Genomic DNA, 15,977 nt, shown 5'->3' on the forward strand with positions numbered 1-15,977 from the left:
TGCGTGGGGGCTTCGCCCACACACACCCTATACCTCACATGAGTGAAAAACTTTTGCAGCCAAGTGAACGGTCTAGCAGATCGCCCATTGGCTTGACCTGTTCCTCCAGAAGTTGAATCCATTCTGGTTCCTCGCTCCCATTCTCATAATACTAACGTGCTTATAGCTTTTTCCACTCTGGTAAGGTACGAGGGGTGGGGGCTTCGCCTCCACGCAGGGACCGTGCCCCTGCACCCCATTTTTTGTACTTCATTAGCCTGAAAAAGGCTGTAATTCAGCCATTACAAAGTTGATGCACAGATTGCTATGCGCCAATTTTGATGTTTTCGACAGAACCAATAGTTGAAGATAATTGAGGGAATGAGATGGTTTTTGCAAACACTAATCCCAATTACTACCGAGACGATAATGTACAAGAGTTAGATCCGGAGCTGGCTATCCTTTATCCAGCCAGAACTCTAATCTATTACACAGGCGACAACCTGAATTTAGGACAAGCTACACAAACAGGTTTCGATGAACATATTGAAGACATTAAGAGCGATCGCCACTTAACCGTATGTGCTAAGAGCATTACACTCTATGGTTCGATTACCATTCCTCGTGGCGATGTCAAGCTGTATTGCCGTAAGTTAACGGTACCAGACATCAAAGGTTTACCTGCGGTAATCAATGTATCGGCCGGAAAACTGCCCATCCAATATCTAAACGGCGATCAGCAAAAGACCTATTCAGCTCCGCCCAACACCAGCGGTCCCGGAGCAGCGGGCATGGACGCACAAGCAATGCTGGACAGCCTAAACAAAGGGAAAGACCCTAAAGACTATCAGCGGTGGGGCCAGAACGGAGCGGACGGCGGTTCAATCACGATTATTTGCGATGAAATTGACCTGCAAGGCACGCTGACCCTGAACGCCAACGGTGGTGATGGTTACCCCGGTGTGGATGGGCAAGACGGCACGAACGGTGTTCCAGGTGTAGATGGCTTGAAAGTAGAGGTGTGCTCCGAGGGGTATGAAGGACCAGCCTACTGTCATGATGAGCTGAAGAGTAGTCCGACTGAAGGGAGCCAAGGTGGGGCTGGAGGTGCTGCCCTAGGTGGTGGCAATGGTGGTGACGGCGGATGTATCAAATTTCACTACTGCTCTGGTACAGGTGAGCAAAACATCACTATTCAACTTGAATTTGGTCAACCTGGCCTTGCCGGACAGCCCGGTAAGGGCGGCAAACGGGGCAGAGGTGGCAAACTTTACTACCAAAATATTTTCAATGAAAAAGCGGTTGTCTCTCAAGCGAAGCCAACGGACAGCGACCCAGATGAGTGGGCAGCCAGTGGCAAAGCGTCTGAACTGGCTGAAACAGGAGAACATGGCGCTCACATTCTGCCGTTACAGGTTGACGATTTAATTCCTCTGGGAGATGAGTGCGACAATGTCTTTTTCCTGATGTTGCTGCAATCAATTAAATATCGTTATCTAAACTGCGATCCGCAATTGTTTCGGGGCAAGGAGATTAGTTTTCAGAGAGGCAGCAAAGAGGAATGGCAGGCGATCGGCAAAGAGATTGACTGGCTAGTGAATGTGTTAAGTGACTTTCAGGCATTTGACCCAACCTGCGATGACGCTACCAAGAAGAACTTTATTCTCAAGAAAGCCGTCACACTCCAGACTAAGTACAAGGCAAACAAAACCTTTTACAATCATTTACCATCCTGGGTACCTAGAGAAGCTTTTGATAGCTTGAGCAAGACATTCGAGCAAAACGCTGATCTACTCGACTCGTTTGAAAAAGAATTTTTGAACCTGGCAAAGAGCTACACCGATGCCAACGCAAAGAAACTGGACAAACAACAAGTTTTGGCTCAGCTTGATGCCTCTCAACATCGCAATCAGGAAAGCTTTAAGCTGATGACAGATCTTGTCTTTACTGCAAAAGGTAAGATCGATACCGCTGTGACCGCATACGAAGCCGCTAAGGTAGAGCTAAAAAAATCGGAGACAGCGTTACAAACTGCTATCACCAGCAAGTTTAACTGTAATTTTGACACTGTCATTAAAGCGCTTGAAATGATGGCAATGTCTCACGATGTTAAGACGGCAGCAACAATGGGGGCTGTGGAATTAGCCAACATTGTGTATGAAGGGATCACTAAAATCAAAACCAATGATGGTCGTGATGTAGACAAAACCTATGTGATTAGTCAGCTTGCTAGCCTGGGAGATGATCTTGTCGCAGGTTTTCGCAGTCAAGCAATGGATACCGGTGGCACGATTAAACTGGACGAAAAATCCATTCATTTCATGACTCAGCTTGACAAGCTCGATGAGCAAGTTGATAGCATTAGCGGCGCAGTTTCCACGGTAGAAATTAAACAAGTTATTCAGGACTATCGCAATGCCTTAGTGTCTCGCAGCGATGCGATTATTGAGTACAACACAACAATTCTGTTAGCGGCTCAATATGCTCAAGAGGCTGAGAATGATGCTGCACAAATCAAGCAGTTAAACAATCAAACTCAACCATTTAATCCCCATGATGTTGAGGTTTTTTCCTACTACGCTCATCGCTATCAAGATCTAGTGGATCAAGTGCTATTTCTGATACATCAAGCGGAACGTAAATATGCCTTTCTCACGCTTGGAGGACTTCCCAATCTAGACGACTACTGGAAAAATTGGTTGAATTTGTGGGTTGATTCGGCACCCAGTGAACACAATGTTCAATCCTTTAAAGCTCAAATGACTTCACTGACGACCGAGCAGGAGAGTTACTATGGCAATCAAAATAGTCCTAACTCTCCTTTCCCCGATGAAAGTGATAACAAAGTTCGCCTGAGTTTAATTCAAGTTAAGTTGCCGGATTCTTTAGTGAATACACTAAAAAGAAGCAACGCTGTGACATTTAAAACAGTGCCTGAAACCGCAGCTCCTAAAGCATCTGATGAGGTCATGGTATCTAATGCACAGGATAAAGTAGACATCCGCATCACACATATTCGTCCCCATATATATGCACCAGTGCTCGATGAAAAAAAGAAGCCAAAAGTTGATGAAAATGGCAATCTGATCGATTCAGGAGTTACCGCGTCAAAAAAGATAGCTATTTCTATCAAGCATCAAGGTATTAGTCGCATCCAAAGTAATACAGACATGTTTGAGTTTACTCATGACTATGTTGAGACCAGTTTTGTTCATTTCACCAATTTTAATCCACAGCAATCTGAGTATCAATCAGCAAATAGCGGGGAAGAAGGAAAATTATCGGATTCAGTTTTAGACATGGTTGGAATTTACGGGACTTGGACACTTTCTATTGAAAAGGATGAAGATGAACTCAACACAAATTATCGTCTTGACCTTAGTAAGGTTTCTGCGGTCTATATCTATTTCAAAGGATACTTTCGTAACAAGCATAAGTAACTAAATGTAGGATGCATGAGTGACAACGTAACGCATCAATGCTTTGAAGAATGGGTTACGTCTTTAGAAGATGTTTGAAAAATATCAAACGTGTTGCATTGCCCCCCAACCCCCCACGAGTGGGGGACTTCCGATCCCGTATGTCTGTTCAACGTCCCCCTCGCGCTTCGAGCGCGGCAACGAACAGAATGGGGGATGCAGGGGGCAGTTCGGGTCGCATCGGCGACTTTTAAAACACCCTCTTAGCACGAACTCAGTCAAATGTTTTGCTAATTCATCCCATAGATAATCAGGTTTGCCTACTTACAGAATTTCAGCAGATCACAAATTTAACATAGGATGATCATCTCGGTTTTTGTGCGGGCAAGATGACTGCTTCACAAGCTTTTAGCCAAATTTAGTTCAATTCAATTCAGAAGGAAGAAAATGAGCACGAACATCCAAGCAACGACTGCAAGCATTCAACACCAAAATGCCGTGAAATTTTGGGCAGATATGAGTAATCTCAAGTTTTTGCCACTGGTGTTGTCATGGAAGTCTCAACAGCTGAATGATCAGTATGATGATCTTGATTTGACGGATAGCTTCCTGAGTGATTTTGAAGCATTTCTGCAGGATAAGTTAGGATATGCCACCACGATCGCTGAAGTTGCTTCGTTTGACACAACTCCTACCAGCTTTGATGAAGCGCGCAATGAACAACTCGACTTTTGGCGCGGCAGCTATTTCCTGTTTGACCCTCAAGGCAATCACTATGTGTTGTCGATTAGGAAACAAGATCCTGCAACGGGTAAAAATCCGATCGTCTTTGATGGCGTTTCAATTGTTGACTACACCTTCCACAACAGCACCCTCAAACTAAACGACGATATTACCGGATCACTCACGTTCTCTATGCCCACAATGCCTGACAATGATACGGTGCAGGGGGATCCAGTACAATGGTTGCGCGACCGCACCTCCTTCCAGCGCAAATGCACGGGAGACATCACCTACAACGACAAGCCACTATATCTGATTGGCAGACAGGGCAGCTATACCTTCCAGGGTGCCAAAGATGACACCCACTGTGATCCTCTCGACTATTGGACAGGAGTTTACAACGCCGTCATCACCGATGCTACAGACGACGACTCAACCAATCCCGATCCCACAGTGGAATATAAAACCGACCTGGAAGTTCGCCTCACCAATGGCACCCTATCTCTTAACCTGTTGAATGGAATCACTGTCGCCCAATACCGCTATTTCAATAACCGCGTCAGTTGGGGTGATGACAATAACGGCGGGCAACTCACCTTTGATGCAACCTTCAACAGCAAACGCCGTATGGGTGGCACGATTACCGTGAATGGAAAACCCTGGACAGTGGGCGGCTACTTCAGACATGGGCTTGTGGCGCAACCCGCAACCCGCTTAAGCAATATCACCGTTAGAGCCACAGGCATCTCCATCGATAAGATTGTGGCGACGCTACCTGAGGGTGATTACTCTGCAACTTTGACCGCAACAGGTGGAACTGCTCCCTATACCTGGACTGCCACAGAAGTGCCCCCTGGATTCACCCTCACACCTGCTGGAGTCCTTTCAGGAAAAGCCCCCAAGGATTTGGGCAACTACACCCTGAAAGTTACCGTCACCGATGCTAACAAAGCTACCAAGACAGACAATTTAACCTTAAAAGTTGTGTCACCAACCCTCAAAATCATCACAGATGCACTACCGACTGTTTCTAAAGATAAGGACTATGCCGTCGTGCTGGATGCGGAAGGAGGCGATGAAGAAGCCTATAAGTGGGAACTGGTTTCAGGAGAATTGCCATCCGGTCTTAAGTTTAATGGTGATACAGGAAGAATTAGCGGCAAATTCACCACCTCTGACATTGACCCCAAAGACATTGCCGCCTTTAGAGTCAAAGTGTCATGCCCTGTGGCTGGGCGTACCCTGACCGCCAGCCGTACCTTTACGCTCAAATGCACCAGCACCCTATCAACCTCAGAGATTCTGGAAATTTCTACCCTGGTTGTTGAATTTTTGATGGGTGCCGGACTAGTTGAGTTAATCTTGAAAGCTGTCAAACTTAGACGGGAAGCCAAAAAAGAAAAAGATAAGAGTGGAGCAGATAGCGATACAACGAATGAAGCTGTTGATAAATCAAATAAGGCTTCCTCGAGATCTCAATCCTTAGCAAAGGAAAGTGTAAAAGTAGATAATGATGCAAGTGATGTGAAGAAAAGCCTGAGCAAAAGTGACTTAGATGAGGTCAAAAGCCGATTATCCAGTGTATCAGGAAATATAGACGGAAAAAGTAAAAGTTCAGATTCTAAAAACTCTGGATTACAGAAGATAAAGGAAACCATAGATAAAACAATTCAAACTCTAGCTAGTACCAGAGAAGAAATTGTAAACGAGTTAAGCAAAACAAGCGATCCAGCCCTCAAAAAAGAAATTCAAGAAAGAATAGATGAAGTAGATGCTGAACAGAAAGATTTATTGAATGAGGCTATAGAGAATAGTCATAGCCAGATTCAGGTTGAAGCAGAAAAGGAACATAACAGTGAAGAGGAAGATGATGCAGATAACGCAACAAGTTCACTCGAGGAGTGAAATAATCTACGTAGGTTGGGTCAGCAACAGTGAAACCCACCACCGCTCCTCAAAGTCCCCCTTAGCAAGGGGGATTTAGGGGGATCAAACTCAAACTGTGACTAAGCCAAAAGGTTCATCGAACCGATCCCCCCTAGCTCCCCTTAACAAGGGGGGAGTTGGATTCAGAGTCTTCCTGCATTAGGGGAATTTAACCCACGTAGGTTAGGTGGCGGCGTCGCTCAACACCACGCGTCACCCAACATCACCACTCCTCAAAGTCCCCCTTAGCAAGGGGGATCAAATTAAACTGTGACTGAGCCGAAGATGTCGGTTTCGCGTTGTACTGCTACCCAGGGGCAGGCTCCAACCCAACTTACAGAAAAGATTTACCGATTTTCAGAAACAGGGATTGCGTCTTACCAGGACACTGTTGTGGAGATTTGGCATGAAAAAGTATCTGTTGCTTATTTTCGTAATTCTATGGTCGCTGGTTGGACTGGGTGCTCCAGTATGGGCAACCGAAGTTGGGAACCATCCGCCTGTCGATCCGTTTGCGGACTTGCCCAAAATCTATGTTTCTGCTAGCGCAGGCAAAGACACCAACTCAGGCACGAAAAAAGATCAGCCTTTCGCCACAATTTCCAAAGGCATTGCAGAGGCTATGAAAAATAACAAGCCAACACTGGTTGAAATTACAGCAGGAGTATATGACGAAGCAGTAGATGTGAAACCTAACATTCACCTGCGGGGTAGTTATGAAAAAGACTTTAGTAAGTTTACGGTCATATCGGCCAAAGACAGAAAGTCGAAATTGCGCAAGGCTTCAGACTACGCTGCCTACACCGTGATTACAAACTCCAAAGGCAACACGGTAATTACTGCTAACAACATTACTAGCAACACTACGCTGAATAACCTGGTTGTGATTGGAACGGATTTTGACACCCGCACCGATGGCACCAGCAGCTATGCCATCAAGGTTGATAATTCCACCGCCCAAGCCACTCCATTCCTGACCCTGGATACTGTAAAAGTCGTTGCAGGCAACGGAGCCAAGGGCAAACCAGGAGCATCCAGAACCACTCCTTTCGCTTCTCAACACCCCACCAAGGGCGGTGCCGGGGGCAAAAGTGAAAAGCAAGGTAGGGATGATGACATGAAAGCAGGTATGTGGCATTGTATCAGCTTTGGTGGTACTGCTGCACCGGATTTTGTGGTTGGGGGTTCGGTTCTGGCAAAAGGCGGAGCAGGCGGACCAGCAGGAGGATATGAAGAATGTTACCAGCGTTCAGGAGCAACAGGAAGTGCCGGTGGTGGGAATCCTGGAGCACCCGGAGCATCTCCAACCCAGGCGGCGGCGGGAGGAAAAGCCAACCCAGACACAGCGGGAATGTTTAACGCTGCCCTGATTTGGGCTGGAGCAAAGGGGGCTGAAGGTGAGACAGGAATTCCCGGAGCAGGCGGCGGCGGTGGTGGTGCCGGTGGCTCCACAATTATCAATTGGTTTTTCTGTAAGTCTTCAATACTGCTTGGCGGCTGGGGTGGAGATGGCGGCAGAGGAGGTGCAGGCGGACTGGGCGGATTGGGTGGCAATCCCGGAGGAAGCTCCTTTGGGCTGGTGGTTCATAACGCCAAAGTCAACGTCTCAAACGTAGCCATTCATCTGGGAGATGGCGGACAGGGTGGTAACGGTGCCAATGGGGAAGCCGGGTTTGACGGGGAAGCGGGGCAGCCTGGTGCTCCAGGAAAACAAGATAAATGTCTGGAAGACTCCCGCCATTCCGGTGATGGTAAAGAAGGGGGCAAGGGCGGCAAGGGGGCTGATGGTGGCGGGGGCGCGGGCGGCAACGGTGGGGTCTCTGTTGGCATCGCGTGTCTCACTAAGGACTGCTACAAGGCAACAGGTGACCTGGAACTCATGGGAGGTAAAGGTGGCAAGGGGGGTGACCCAGGAACAGGCGGCAAGGGGGCTGAAGTTGGTAAAACTGGACTGACAGCGGAAACAAAAACCTATACTGTGCCATCTGGAATTGCTGGAGCAAGCTGGGTAAGCGAGTCAGGGAATGTGATTGACACAGGTTGGGGCTATGCCACCGATGCCTTTTCAACCGGGAAAGGAGTGATTTACACAGTTAACTCAAGTGGATACCTTAGATGGTTCAAGAACACTACTAACAATGGCACGTCAGGTTGGGCTGCTGGTCACGCATCAATAGTTGGTTCCGACTGGACACAATTTAAGAGCCTTGTTGCGGACATCAGCGGCAATGGAGTGATTTATGCGATCGCTAAGAATGCACCTGGAACTCTTGCCATCTATAAAGGTAGTGATCAGTCTGGTCCGCTCTCGTCGGTCACCAGTACGGTGATTCCAGATACTAGCGGTTGGCAGACCTTCAAGAGTGTCTTTTCTGGAGGGAATGGAATACTTTATGCCATTACAGAGGACGGCAAGCTGTTGTGGTATAAGGATACAAAACAGGATGGTACCGCATCCTTTGCTCCTGGTTCAGGAAATGCGATCGGAGCGGGTTGGGCACGCTTCAAGCAAGTTCTTGCTGATGAAAGAGGCAATATCTATGCCATTGAGCCAGACGGCACCCTCAAATGGTATTTCGACCCCACGCGAGACGGCACTACATGGTGTGTGGGAGGCGATGTGATTGAAAGTGACTGGTTGAAAAATGCCAAGCACATCTTCTCTGGTGGCGACGGAGTCGTTTATGCCATCAACGATAAGGGCGAATTGCTGTGGAACCGATTTGCTATCGACAACAAATAAATTCGGAGAAGGACTCATGACGACTGCTAACAAAACACTAGCTTACGAAAAATCTGAATCATTGAACGCTTCACTCAATCAATTCGAGACTTATGTTGAAAAAGTGCGGAACAGTTGGAATGTACCAGGAATCGCGATCGCCGCAGTCGCGAAGGACGAGATTATCTACCAACGTGGGTTTGGAGTAAAGCAGTACGGTAGCCATGATCCAGTCGATCCTCACACCCTCTTTCAAATCGGTTCCACGACAAAAGCGTTTACCAGCGCCCTAGTTGCCAAACTTGTAGATGCAGGCTATCTGCAATGGGGCGATCGCGTCATTGATCATTTGCCCAACTTCACCACCTCTGATCCTTGGGTGACGCAGGCATTTCTAGTGCGAGACTTGATGGCTCAACATTCTGGGTTTGAACATCATGCAACTGATGATTTGACGTTCGTCGGGTTTGATCGCGTCCATGTCATCAATTCCCTTAAATACCTTCAACCCGTTACTAGTTTCCGTTCTTCCTACGCTTATGTAAACAATTTGTTTATCGTCGCGGCAGCGTTGGTTGAAAAATACACGGGCAAGACATGGGAACAAGCGCTGACCCAACAGATTTTTGAGCCGCTGCACATGCAGGAAAGCAGTGCCACAAAAGATGGATTCTTTACGGCTGCCAATCGAACTGGGCTGCATGTCCAACTCGATGGCAAGATGGTCATACTCGACAAAGACTGGCCGTTTCACCAATGGCTATATACAGCGGGACCTGCTGGTAGCATCAACTCCAATGTGTTGAATATGGCTCAGTGGCTGCGGCTCCAGTTAGGGCATGGCACCTTTGAAGGCAAAGAAATTGTTAGCGCTGGCAATCTTCAATTTACTCGTACACCCCAAACCGTGTATATGGCAGGCGAAAACCTTCCACCTCATCCACTGGGAGGAATTGGTGCCTTCTATGCAGAGGGATGGGTTTATGCCTACGCCGAGCCTGCTCCAATTGTCTGGCACACGGGCGGAACCAGTGGTTGTGCAACGGTAGTTGCCTTTGTACCTACAGCGAATGTGGGCGTTGTGGTATTGACTAATTTGAGTGGGACTATGGTTCCAGAGATTCTTGCCCAGAAGTTCTTTGATTTATATTTTGGTGCTCTCGAGCGCGATTGGAATCAAATTGGCTTAGATAAGAAGCAGCAAGCGATTGCCAAACAAACTGCTGCTGCCAAAATTCCACCATCGCATCCCTCTCCCCCAGCGCTGCCTTTGTCTAACTATACAGGCACGTATTCTAATAAGATTTACGGCAATGTGACGATCGCTGTTCAGAGCAACAAGCTAATTGCGACCATTGGTCCAAATCAAGTCAAAGTGAATTTGCTGCATTGGGATCGAGATACCTTCCGCTGGTGCTACGAAGCGGGTTGGGGACCTGATTCCCACGAGAGCCTAACCAGTTTTGAAATTCAGGATGGCAAAGTTACAAACTTAATCGTGGAGTTTTTTAAGGCAGAAGGTGCAGGCATATTTAAGCGATCCCTTGGAGATAACGTTAAATCTTCAGTATAATGATACCGATTAGAACGACTGTACAACATTTTTCATAAAATAAGGAGAAAGATCAATGGCAGCTATTACAGTTCAACCAATCACTGTTAACACTATTAAGAGCGCATTTGCGGATATTAGTGGCAATGGAGTGATCTACACAATTACCTCTGAGGGATCACTGAAGTGGTATAAGTACATAGGGCAAAATGGTGACAGAACATGGGCACCTGGGTCAGGCAGTGTCATTCCCGGTACTTCTGGTTGGCAGCCTTTCAAGAGCATCTTTTCCGGTGGTAACGGAGTGATCTATGCGATCAGAACCAATGGCGACCTTGAATGCTATAAAGACATAAAACAGGATGGTTCTGGAGAATTTTTATCAGGCACTATTGGTGTTGGTTGGTCACAATTTAAGCAAGTATTTTCGGGTGGCAATGGCGTGATTTATGCCATCACCAGCGATGGTAAGCTCCTGTGGTACAGGGACAAGAAACAGAATGGTCAGCAAGATTGGGAATACGGTACGGGTAAGGCGATTGGCAATGGCTGGGGCAACTACAAGTTCGTATTTCCAGGTGGAAATGGAACAATCTATGCCATCACTGTTGACGGTGATTTGTTGTGGTTTAACTATGTTGCTCAAGACGGTAGCCCAGGGTTTGCAGTTGGCTCAGGTCAGATCGTTAGCCAGGGTTGGGCAGACTTTAGAAGTGTATTTGCGGGTGGCAATGGCGTGATCTATGGCATTACCGAAAACGGAGAATTGAGATGGTACAAGGATATTACTCATAGAGACAAGGTAGCTTGGGCTTCTGGGTCAGGCAATGCGATCGACAGCGGCTGGAGCGATGCGATTAGCGCATTTTCAAGTGGCAACGGAGTAATTTATAAGATTGATTCAAATGGCCATCTCAAGTGGCACAAGGATATGGCAAACAATGGCACGATGAGTTGGGACGCCAATTATGGTAAAGATCTGGGTGGCGGCTGGAACACTCTTAAAAACGTATTTGCTGATTTAAGCGGTGATGTTGGAATTTACGCGACAGGTGACGATAAACTCTTGTTTTATAAAAGTAAAGATCAAGCCAGCTTTCCTGCTTTGTCAGGTGATCCACAACGTAACGCCATTCCTGGTACTTCTGGTTGGCAGGGCCTTAAGAGTGTATTTTCGGGTGGCAACGGCGTGATCTATGGCATATTTGCTAGCGGCGAACTCAAATGGTATAAGGACACAGTTCAAGATGGCACTGCTGCATTTGCAGGGAACTCAGGGGCGGTTGTTGGTAGTGATTGGGCAAAGTGCAAGCATGTCTTGGCTGATGGGAAAGGGAGCATCTTTGCTGTTGCCGATGATGGCAAACTCCTACTCTATTTAGATTCCGACCAAAATGGCACACCAGTTTTTGCGCCTGCATACAATGTTGTTGGCATGGGTTGGGCAAACTACAAACACGTCTTTTCCGGTGGTAATGGGATAATCTATGCCATCACCAACGACGGCAAACTGCTGTGGCACCGATTTGCAATTCAAACTACCGCTGCCGACTGGGACCCTGGATCAGATAACGTCATTAATGATGGTTGGGTGTTTGAGGACACCATCAATGTCATGAATCGGGGAAATCTCAAACTGGTGAGTGAAGTGACCAATCTTGCTGTCACACCAACCTACGATCCCCTCCTATCGTTAAGTAATTCTGATGCCGCAGACTACATTAACTATACAGAACTCAACTCGATTGGAGTGCCCAGTTCATTCAACAACATCGAAATTACCTACAGCAATACAGAAACCGATGCCAGCAAACCACCTCAATACAAGCCGTCGATTCAACCTAAAGATATTTACATTTCAGGACTGGTTTTAAATTGGAAAAGTGATCTTGGACAGTCTGTACTTAGGGCTGTGTTTGTAGATAATAACGGCAAGCCAAGAATCGACATCCAAAATCTTTACATGTATGCAGATACTGTGATTATTGGACGAGAACTGCATTTCCCTCAAACGAATGTGACGATTTATGCCCGAAGATTAATTATTCAGGGCAACGGCAAAATTGACACTACTCCACTGGCCTTTAAAAATCCTTATCCCTCCTTCCTACCAAACCAAGACAGAGATCCTGCCAAAAGAGAACCCAAATATGCCACCAACGCTGGGGCAGATGGAGCTAGTGCTGGCAACATCACCCTCTACGTCAAACAAATTGAAGGTGGGTCTCAAACAACGCCTTGGTTAATTCTCAATGGATCAGACGGGCAGAAGGGCGAAAAAGGAGGCGTGAAAACTCGTGATGCTGAGAAAGATAAGCTATATGTGCCAGTGCAATGGTCGGATGTGCTGGAGGGAGTGCTAAATTTTGACCTCATCAAGGGAAATCAAACGAATTGGCACTGGCCAGAAGGCATGCATGACGAACTCCAGAGTGGATATGTTGGAGGTATAACGGTTACAGCACATAACCCGTATACGCGTAGTCGGGATGGCACTTGGCGGAGCAACTCGTATGGTCTCTCCAACCATAGAGGAGTTTCGTCAGATAAGCGCCACCCACAAAGCGGAGCAGATGCCTATCCCTCTGGAATTGCTGGGGTTGGCGGTAATGGAGGCATCTTGGCGACAACTGTGCAACTTTCTGGATATAGCTCAGAACAGAAAGGGGGAAAGGGAGGACTTTCTGAATTTGTTGCTGGCAGCGAACCTGCGGCAGGTGCAAAGCCACTCATGATCAGGTCAGCTAGGGTTATTCACATTAGTTGTACCCAGGAGTTTTGGGATAGGGCGGGAGGTCTAGCAAACACTGAGGTGGGGAGAATCAATGCTAGGAAAGGCGATGATTATGCAGGAAGTCAAGCACGGTCTGGAGAATCAGGACGGATTAAGTTACTGTCAACGGAACAGAACATATGGCTGCATCCCAACCTAATTGATGTGGTATTGCAGTATGCCAAAGATATGTTCTTAAAAGGCGATCGCAGACCTGCAAAATGGCTGCTTCCAAAGTATCAGGTTGCTTTCAAGAAACTCTCTGCGTCAGAAAATTCATTACTGCTCAACAACCTCCAACATGAGGTTGATCTGATTCGCTCGCGAGCTACTGCCAATGTCGATTATTTTGGTAATTTGTTGGGTTGGACTCCCCGTTTAGCCTCAGTTACCCAAGTTCAACTTTTCAACGACATCCTGCCAGGTGTTGCTAAAGTCCTGTATTTTTGCCAGAAGTTGCTGAGGCAAGACAGCCAAAACCAAATGGATGAACAATCGGCAAGTGCTTTTATCAACTATTTAAGTCAACGCATCCAAGCAGCCCGGACATCTATCCAATCCTCGATGAATGATCTCTCCAGCGTTCAATCAGAGATCAATAGTTGGCAGAGTGAAGTTGAAAGGATCACGCACAAAATTAAAGACCTGCATGATGAGATTGTCGTGAACGAAAAAATTAACGCCGAGCACCAAGCTATCCTAAAGGGCGCACTTCAGATTTGTAGTGGAATCGTTAAGTGCATTCCTTATGGACAGCCCTATTTAGGGGAGGCGGCAGGCGGTGTGTTGGAGGCATTTTCCAACATCGATCTTTCTGGCTCATCAGAGCAGCTAGCAGCCGACTCCTTAAAGGGATTCAAAGATGCAGGCGCAAATCTAGGTGGTTACATCACAAAGAATAAAAAAGACCTGAGTACCGAAGCAACCTCTGACTTAACCAGAAAGATTGATGAAGCACAGGGAGATTTGAGTAAGGTTGATAAGGACATCGCTGATCTCACGAAGAAAGCAGACAAAGCTGTGAAGGACAAGTTTGGTGCTCAAATATCCCTACTAAACAGTTATATTAGTGCCAAATCATCCATTCGGAATAAAAGTGAATTCGACTATTTCTACAGCAAGGATTACGGACAAGTTTTAGCAGATCTTGATCAGATCAAGAAGGATCTCGAAAAAACCGAACAGGATGCTGATGTTGAAAGAAAAAATAAACTTACAGCAGAAACAAGGAAACTGCTTGGTAAAAAGTTTAGTGAACTGGAAACAGAACAGAAAGACTTGGTCAAAAACCTAAAGACGCTTAAACAAAATAAGGAAGCCCGAACGAAAACAGTTGATTCGGCACTTACAAAAGTTGCATCTATTGCTAATGGAACAGGGCAGATTTTGGGAGGAATTAGCACAATCGTGACTCCGATTGATGTTACCAGCAAAGAGTTTGAAGCCAGAGTTCAGAAGATACAAGATACGAAATACAAGGCTGTGTTTAAGGAATTGAATGAGGATGTTGCTAAATTCAGCGCGAAGAAGCAAAAGGCTATGGCCCAACTGCTAGACCTATTTGATGCCATCAACACAGCAGGACAACATATTAGCAGCAGTTTGATCCAGACGGCGCAGCTCTCAGAGCAGCGATCGCAGTCTATTCAAAATCAACTGCTACCATCCACTCAATTGTTTCTTAAACGAGTCATGCAAGATGCCAAGGAACTACTGACTGAGCAAACTTACTATCTGATCAAGTCTTATGAATATGCTTATTTGCAGAAGTGTCCTCTGACTGATGCATACAACATGGGTAAGGTAGCAGAGGAAATTGCTAACAAGATTTCACCTGGACAAGAGCTAACCGAAGCAGAATACGTCAAATATTTTGTGGAAGTTATCCAAGTAAACTTTATCAAATTCTTGATGGAGATTCTGGAGAAAACACAGTACGAGGGCAACAGCCCTATTTCAGACACACGAACCATTGTCATTACTGATCGGACGGAACTGGCAAACGGCAGTAGGTTTTTGGACCTCCTCAATCAAATTGTGCCGGTTAGCTATAAATTAGACGATGGCACAATCGAGACTTTTCCACGCAGGCAGGTAACCTTTAAGCTACACGAATTAAAAGATGCAGGCAATACTCCCACTGGAGGTGAAGTGCTTTCTAGAATCAAAAACATTAAGTTCAACATGATAGAAACTAGCAGCACTTCTACTAACGTCAACTTTGACTTTGCTCTAATCCACTCTGGAGACTCTATTATTAGAGACTTTACTAACACGGACAATTTCTACTTCTTTACTTCCAAAACTCCTGAAACAAACGAGAAAGTTGTGTTACCAGTCAGAACGTGGGGAGGAACCTATGAATCAACTCGAACGCCAGAACCAATTGTAGAAAGTATAAGTTCCGGTCATAAATCGGATGAAGAGCTTTTAAATGCATTACTTAAACAGTTCGGCCAAAGTAGTGTCAGAATTGATTATAAGGAAGCTTATCCGGGAGCAACCTCAGATCTCACGCTGATTGTCGATCAAAGAGGTCGGGAAACTACACCTACAGCGTTCAAAATTACCAAGATTGTATTTACTCTGGAGTACGAATGTATTCCATTGTCAAGGCTTAAAAAGCCAACGATTTGACTAGTGCTGTAAATACGAATAGAAGTAACTTTTCTGCCAGACTACGTGAGTAACGTTACAGTCTGGCTTTACAGTTTTTTGTGTAAAGTTTATGAATGATATTACAACGATCGATTCAGGCAACTCTAAACTGCCTATAAAGCTATTTTGTACCTGTTAAAGCCCATTGCATTGAACAGAACAACAAAACTAAATACAAAACCAGAGATGTTGTTGCTGACCTTTACATGACAATATTCTAATCTT

Annotated in this window: 5 protein-coding genes; all 5 read left to right on the forward strand. The window is 46.1% G+C overall.

The window, feature by feature from the left end:
* The first annotated feature begins 365 nt into the window (after positions 1-365).
* The 5 genes from HJG54_RS29580 to HJG54_RS29600 all read left to right on the forward strand — a co-directional run bounded on the left by HJG54_RS29580 (position 366) and on the right by HJG54_RS29600 (position 15,731).
* Entirely contained in the window at positions 366-3,419 is a 3,054-nt protein-coding gene (locus HJG54_RS29580; RefSeq protein WP_316436681.1) for a hypothetical protein, read from the forward strand.
* Between the two features lie 426 nt (positions 3,420-3,845).
* On the forward strand, positions 3,846-6,026 hold the full coding sequence (locus HJG54_RS29585) for a putative Ig domain-containing protein (RefSeq protein ID WP_316436682.1): 2,181 nt from the start codon (positions 3,846-3,848) through the stop codon (positions 6,024-6,026).
* Positions 6,027-6,453: 427 nt separating this feature from the next.
* Positions 6,454-8,790, forward strand: a complete 2,337-nt coding sequence (locus HJG54_RS29590; protein WP_316436683.1) for a tachylectin-related carbohydrate-binding protein — start codon at positions 6,454-6,456, stop codon at positions 8,788-8,790.
* 16 nt (positions 8,791-8,806) lie between these two features.
* Positions 8,807-10,342, forward strand: coding sequence for a serine hydrolase (locus HJG54_RS29595; RefSeq protein WP_316436684.1), 1,536 nt, complete (start codon positions 8,807-8,809; stop codon positions 10,340-10,342).
* 55 nt (positions 10,343-10,397) lie between these two features.
* Positions 10,398-15,731, forward strand: coding sequence for a tachylectin-related carbohydrate-binding protein (locus tag HJG54_RS29600; RefSeq protein WP_316436685.1), 5,334 nt, complete (start codon positions 10,398-10,400; stop codon positions 15,729-15,731).
* Positions 15,732-15,977: the final 246 nt, after the last annotated feature.

The organism is Leptolyngbya sp. NK1-12 (assembly GCF_032598965.1).
Taxonomy (GTDB): domain Bacteria; phylum Cyanobacteriota; class Cyanobacteriia; order Elainellales; family Elainellaceae; genus Elainella.

What these genes read in the sequence shown, in the direction of transcription:
- HJG54_RS29580 (WP_316436681.1), top strand. Translation starts at nt 366, where the DNA reads ATGGTTTTTGCAAACACTAATCCCAATTACTACCGAGACGATAATGTA.
- HJG54_RS29585 (WP_316436682.1), top strand. Translation starts at nt 3,846, where the DNA reads ATGAGCACGAACATCCAAGCAACGACTGCAAGCATTCAACACCAAAAT.
- HJG54_RS29590 (WP_316436683.1), top strand. Translation starts at nt 6,454, where the DNA reads ATGAAAAAGTATCTGTTGCTTATTTTCGTAATTCTATGGTCGCTGGTT.
- HJG54_RS29595 (WP_316436684.1), top strand. Translation starts at nt 8,807, where the DNA reads ATGACGACTGCTAACAAAACACTAGCTTACGAAAAATCTGAATCATTG.
- HJG54_RS29600 (WP_316436685.1), top strand. Translation starts at nt 10,398, where the DNA reads ATGGCAGCTATTACAGTTCAACCAATCACTGTTAACACTATTAAGAGC.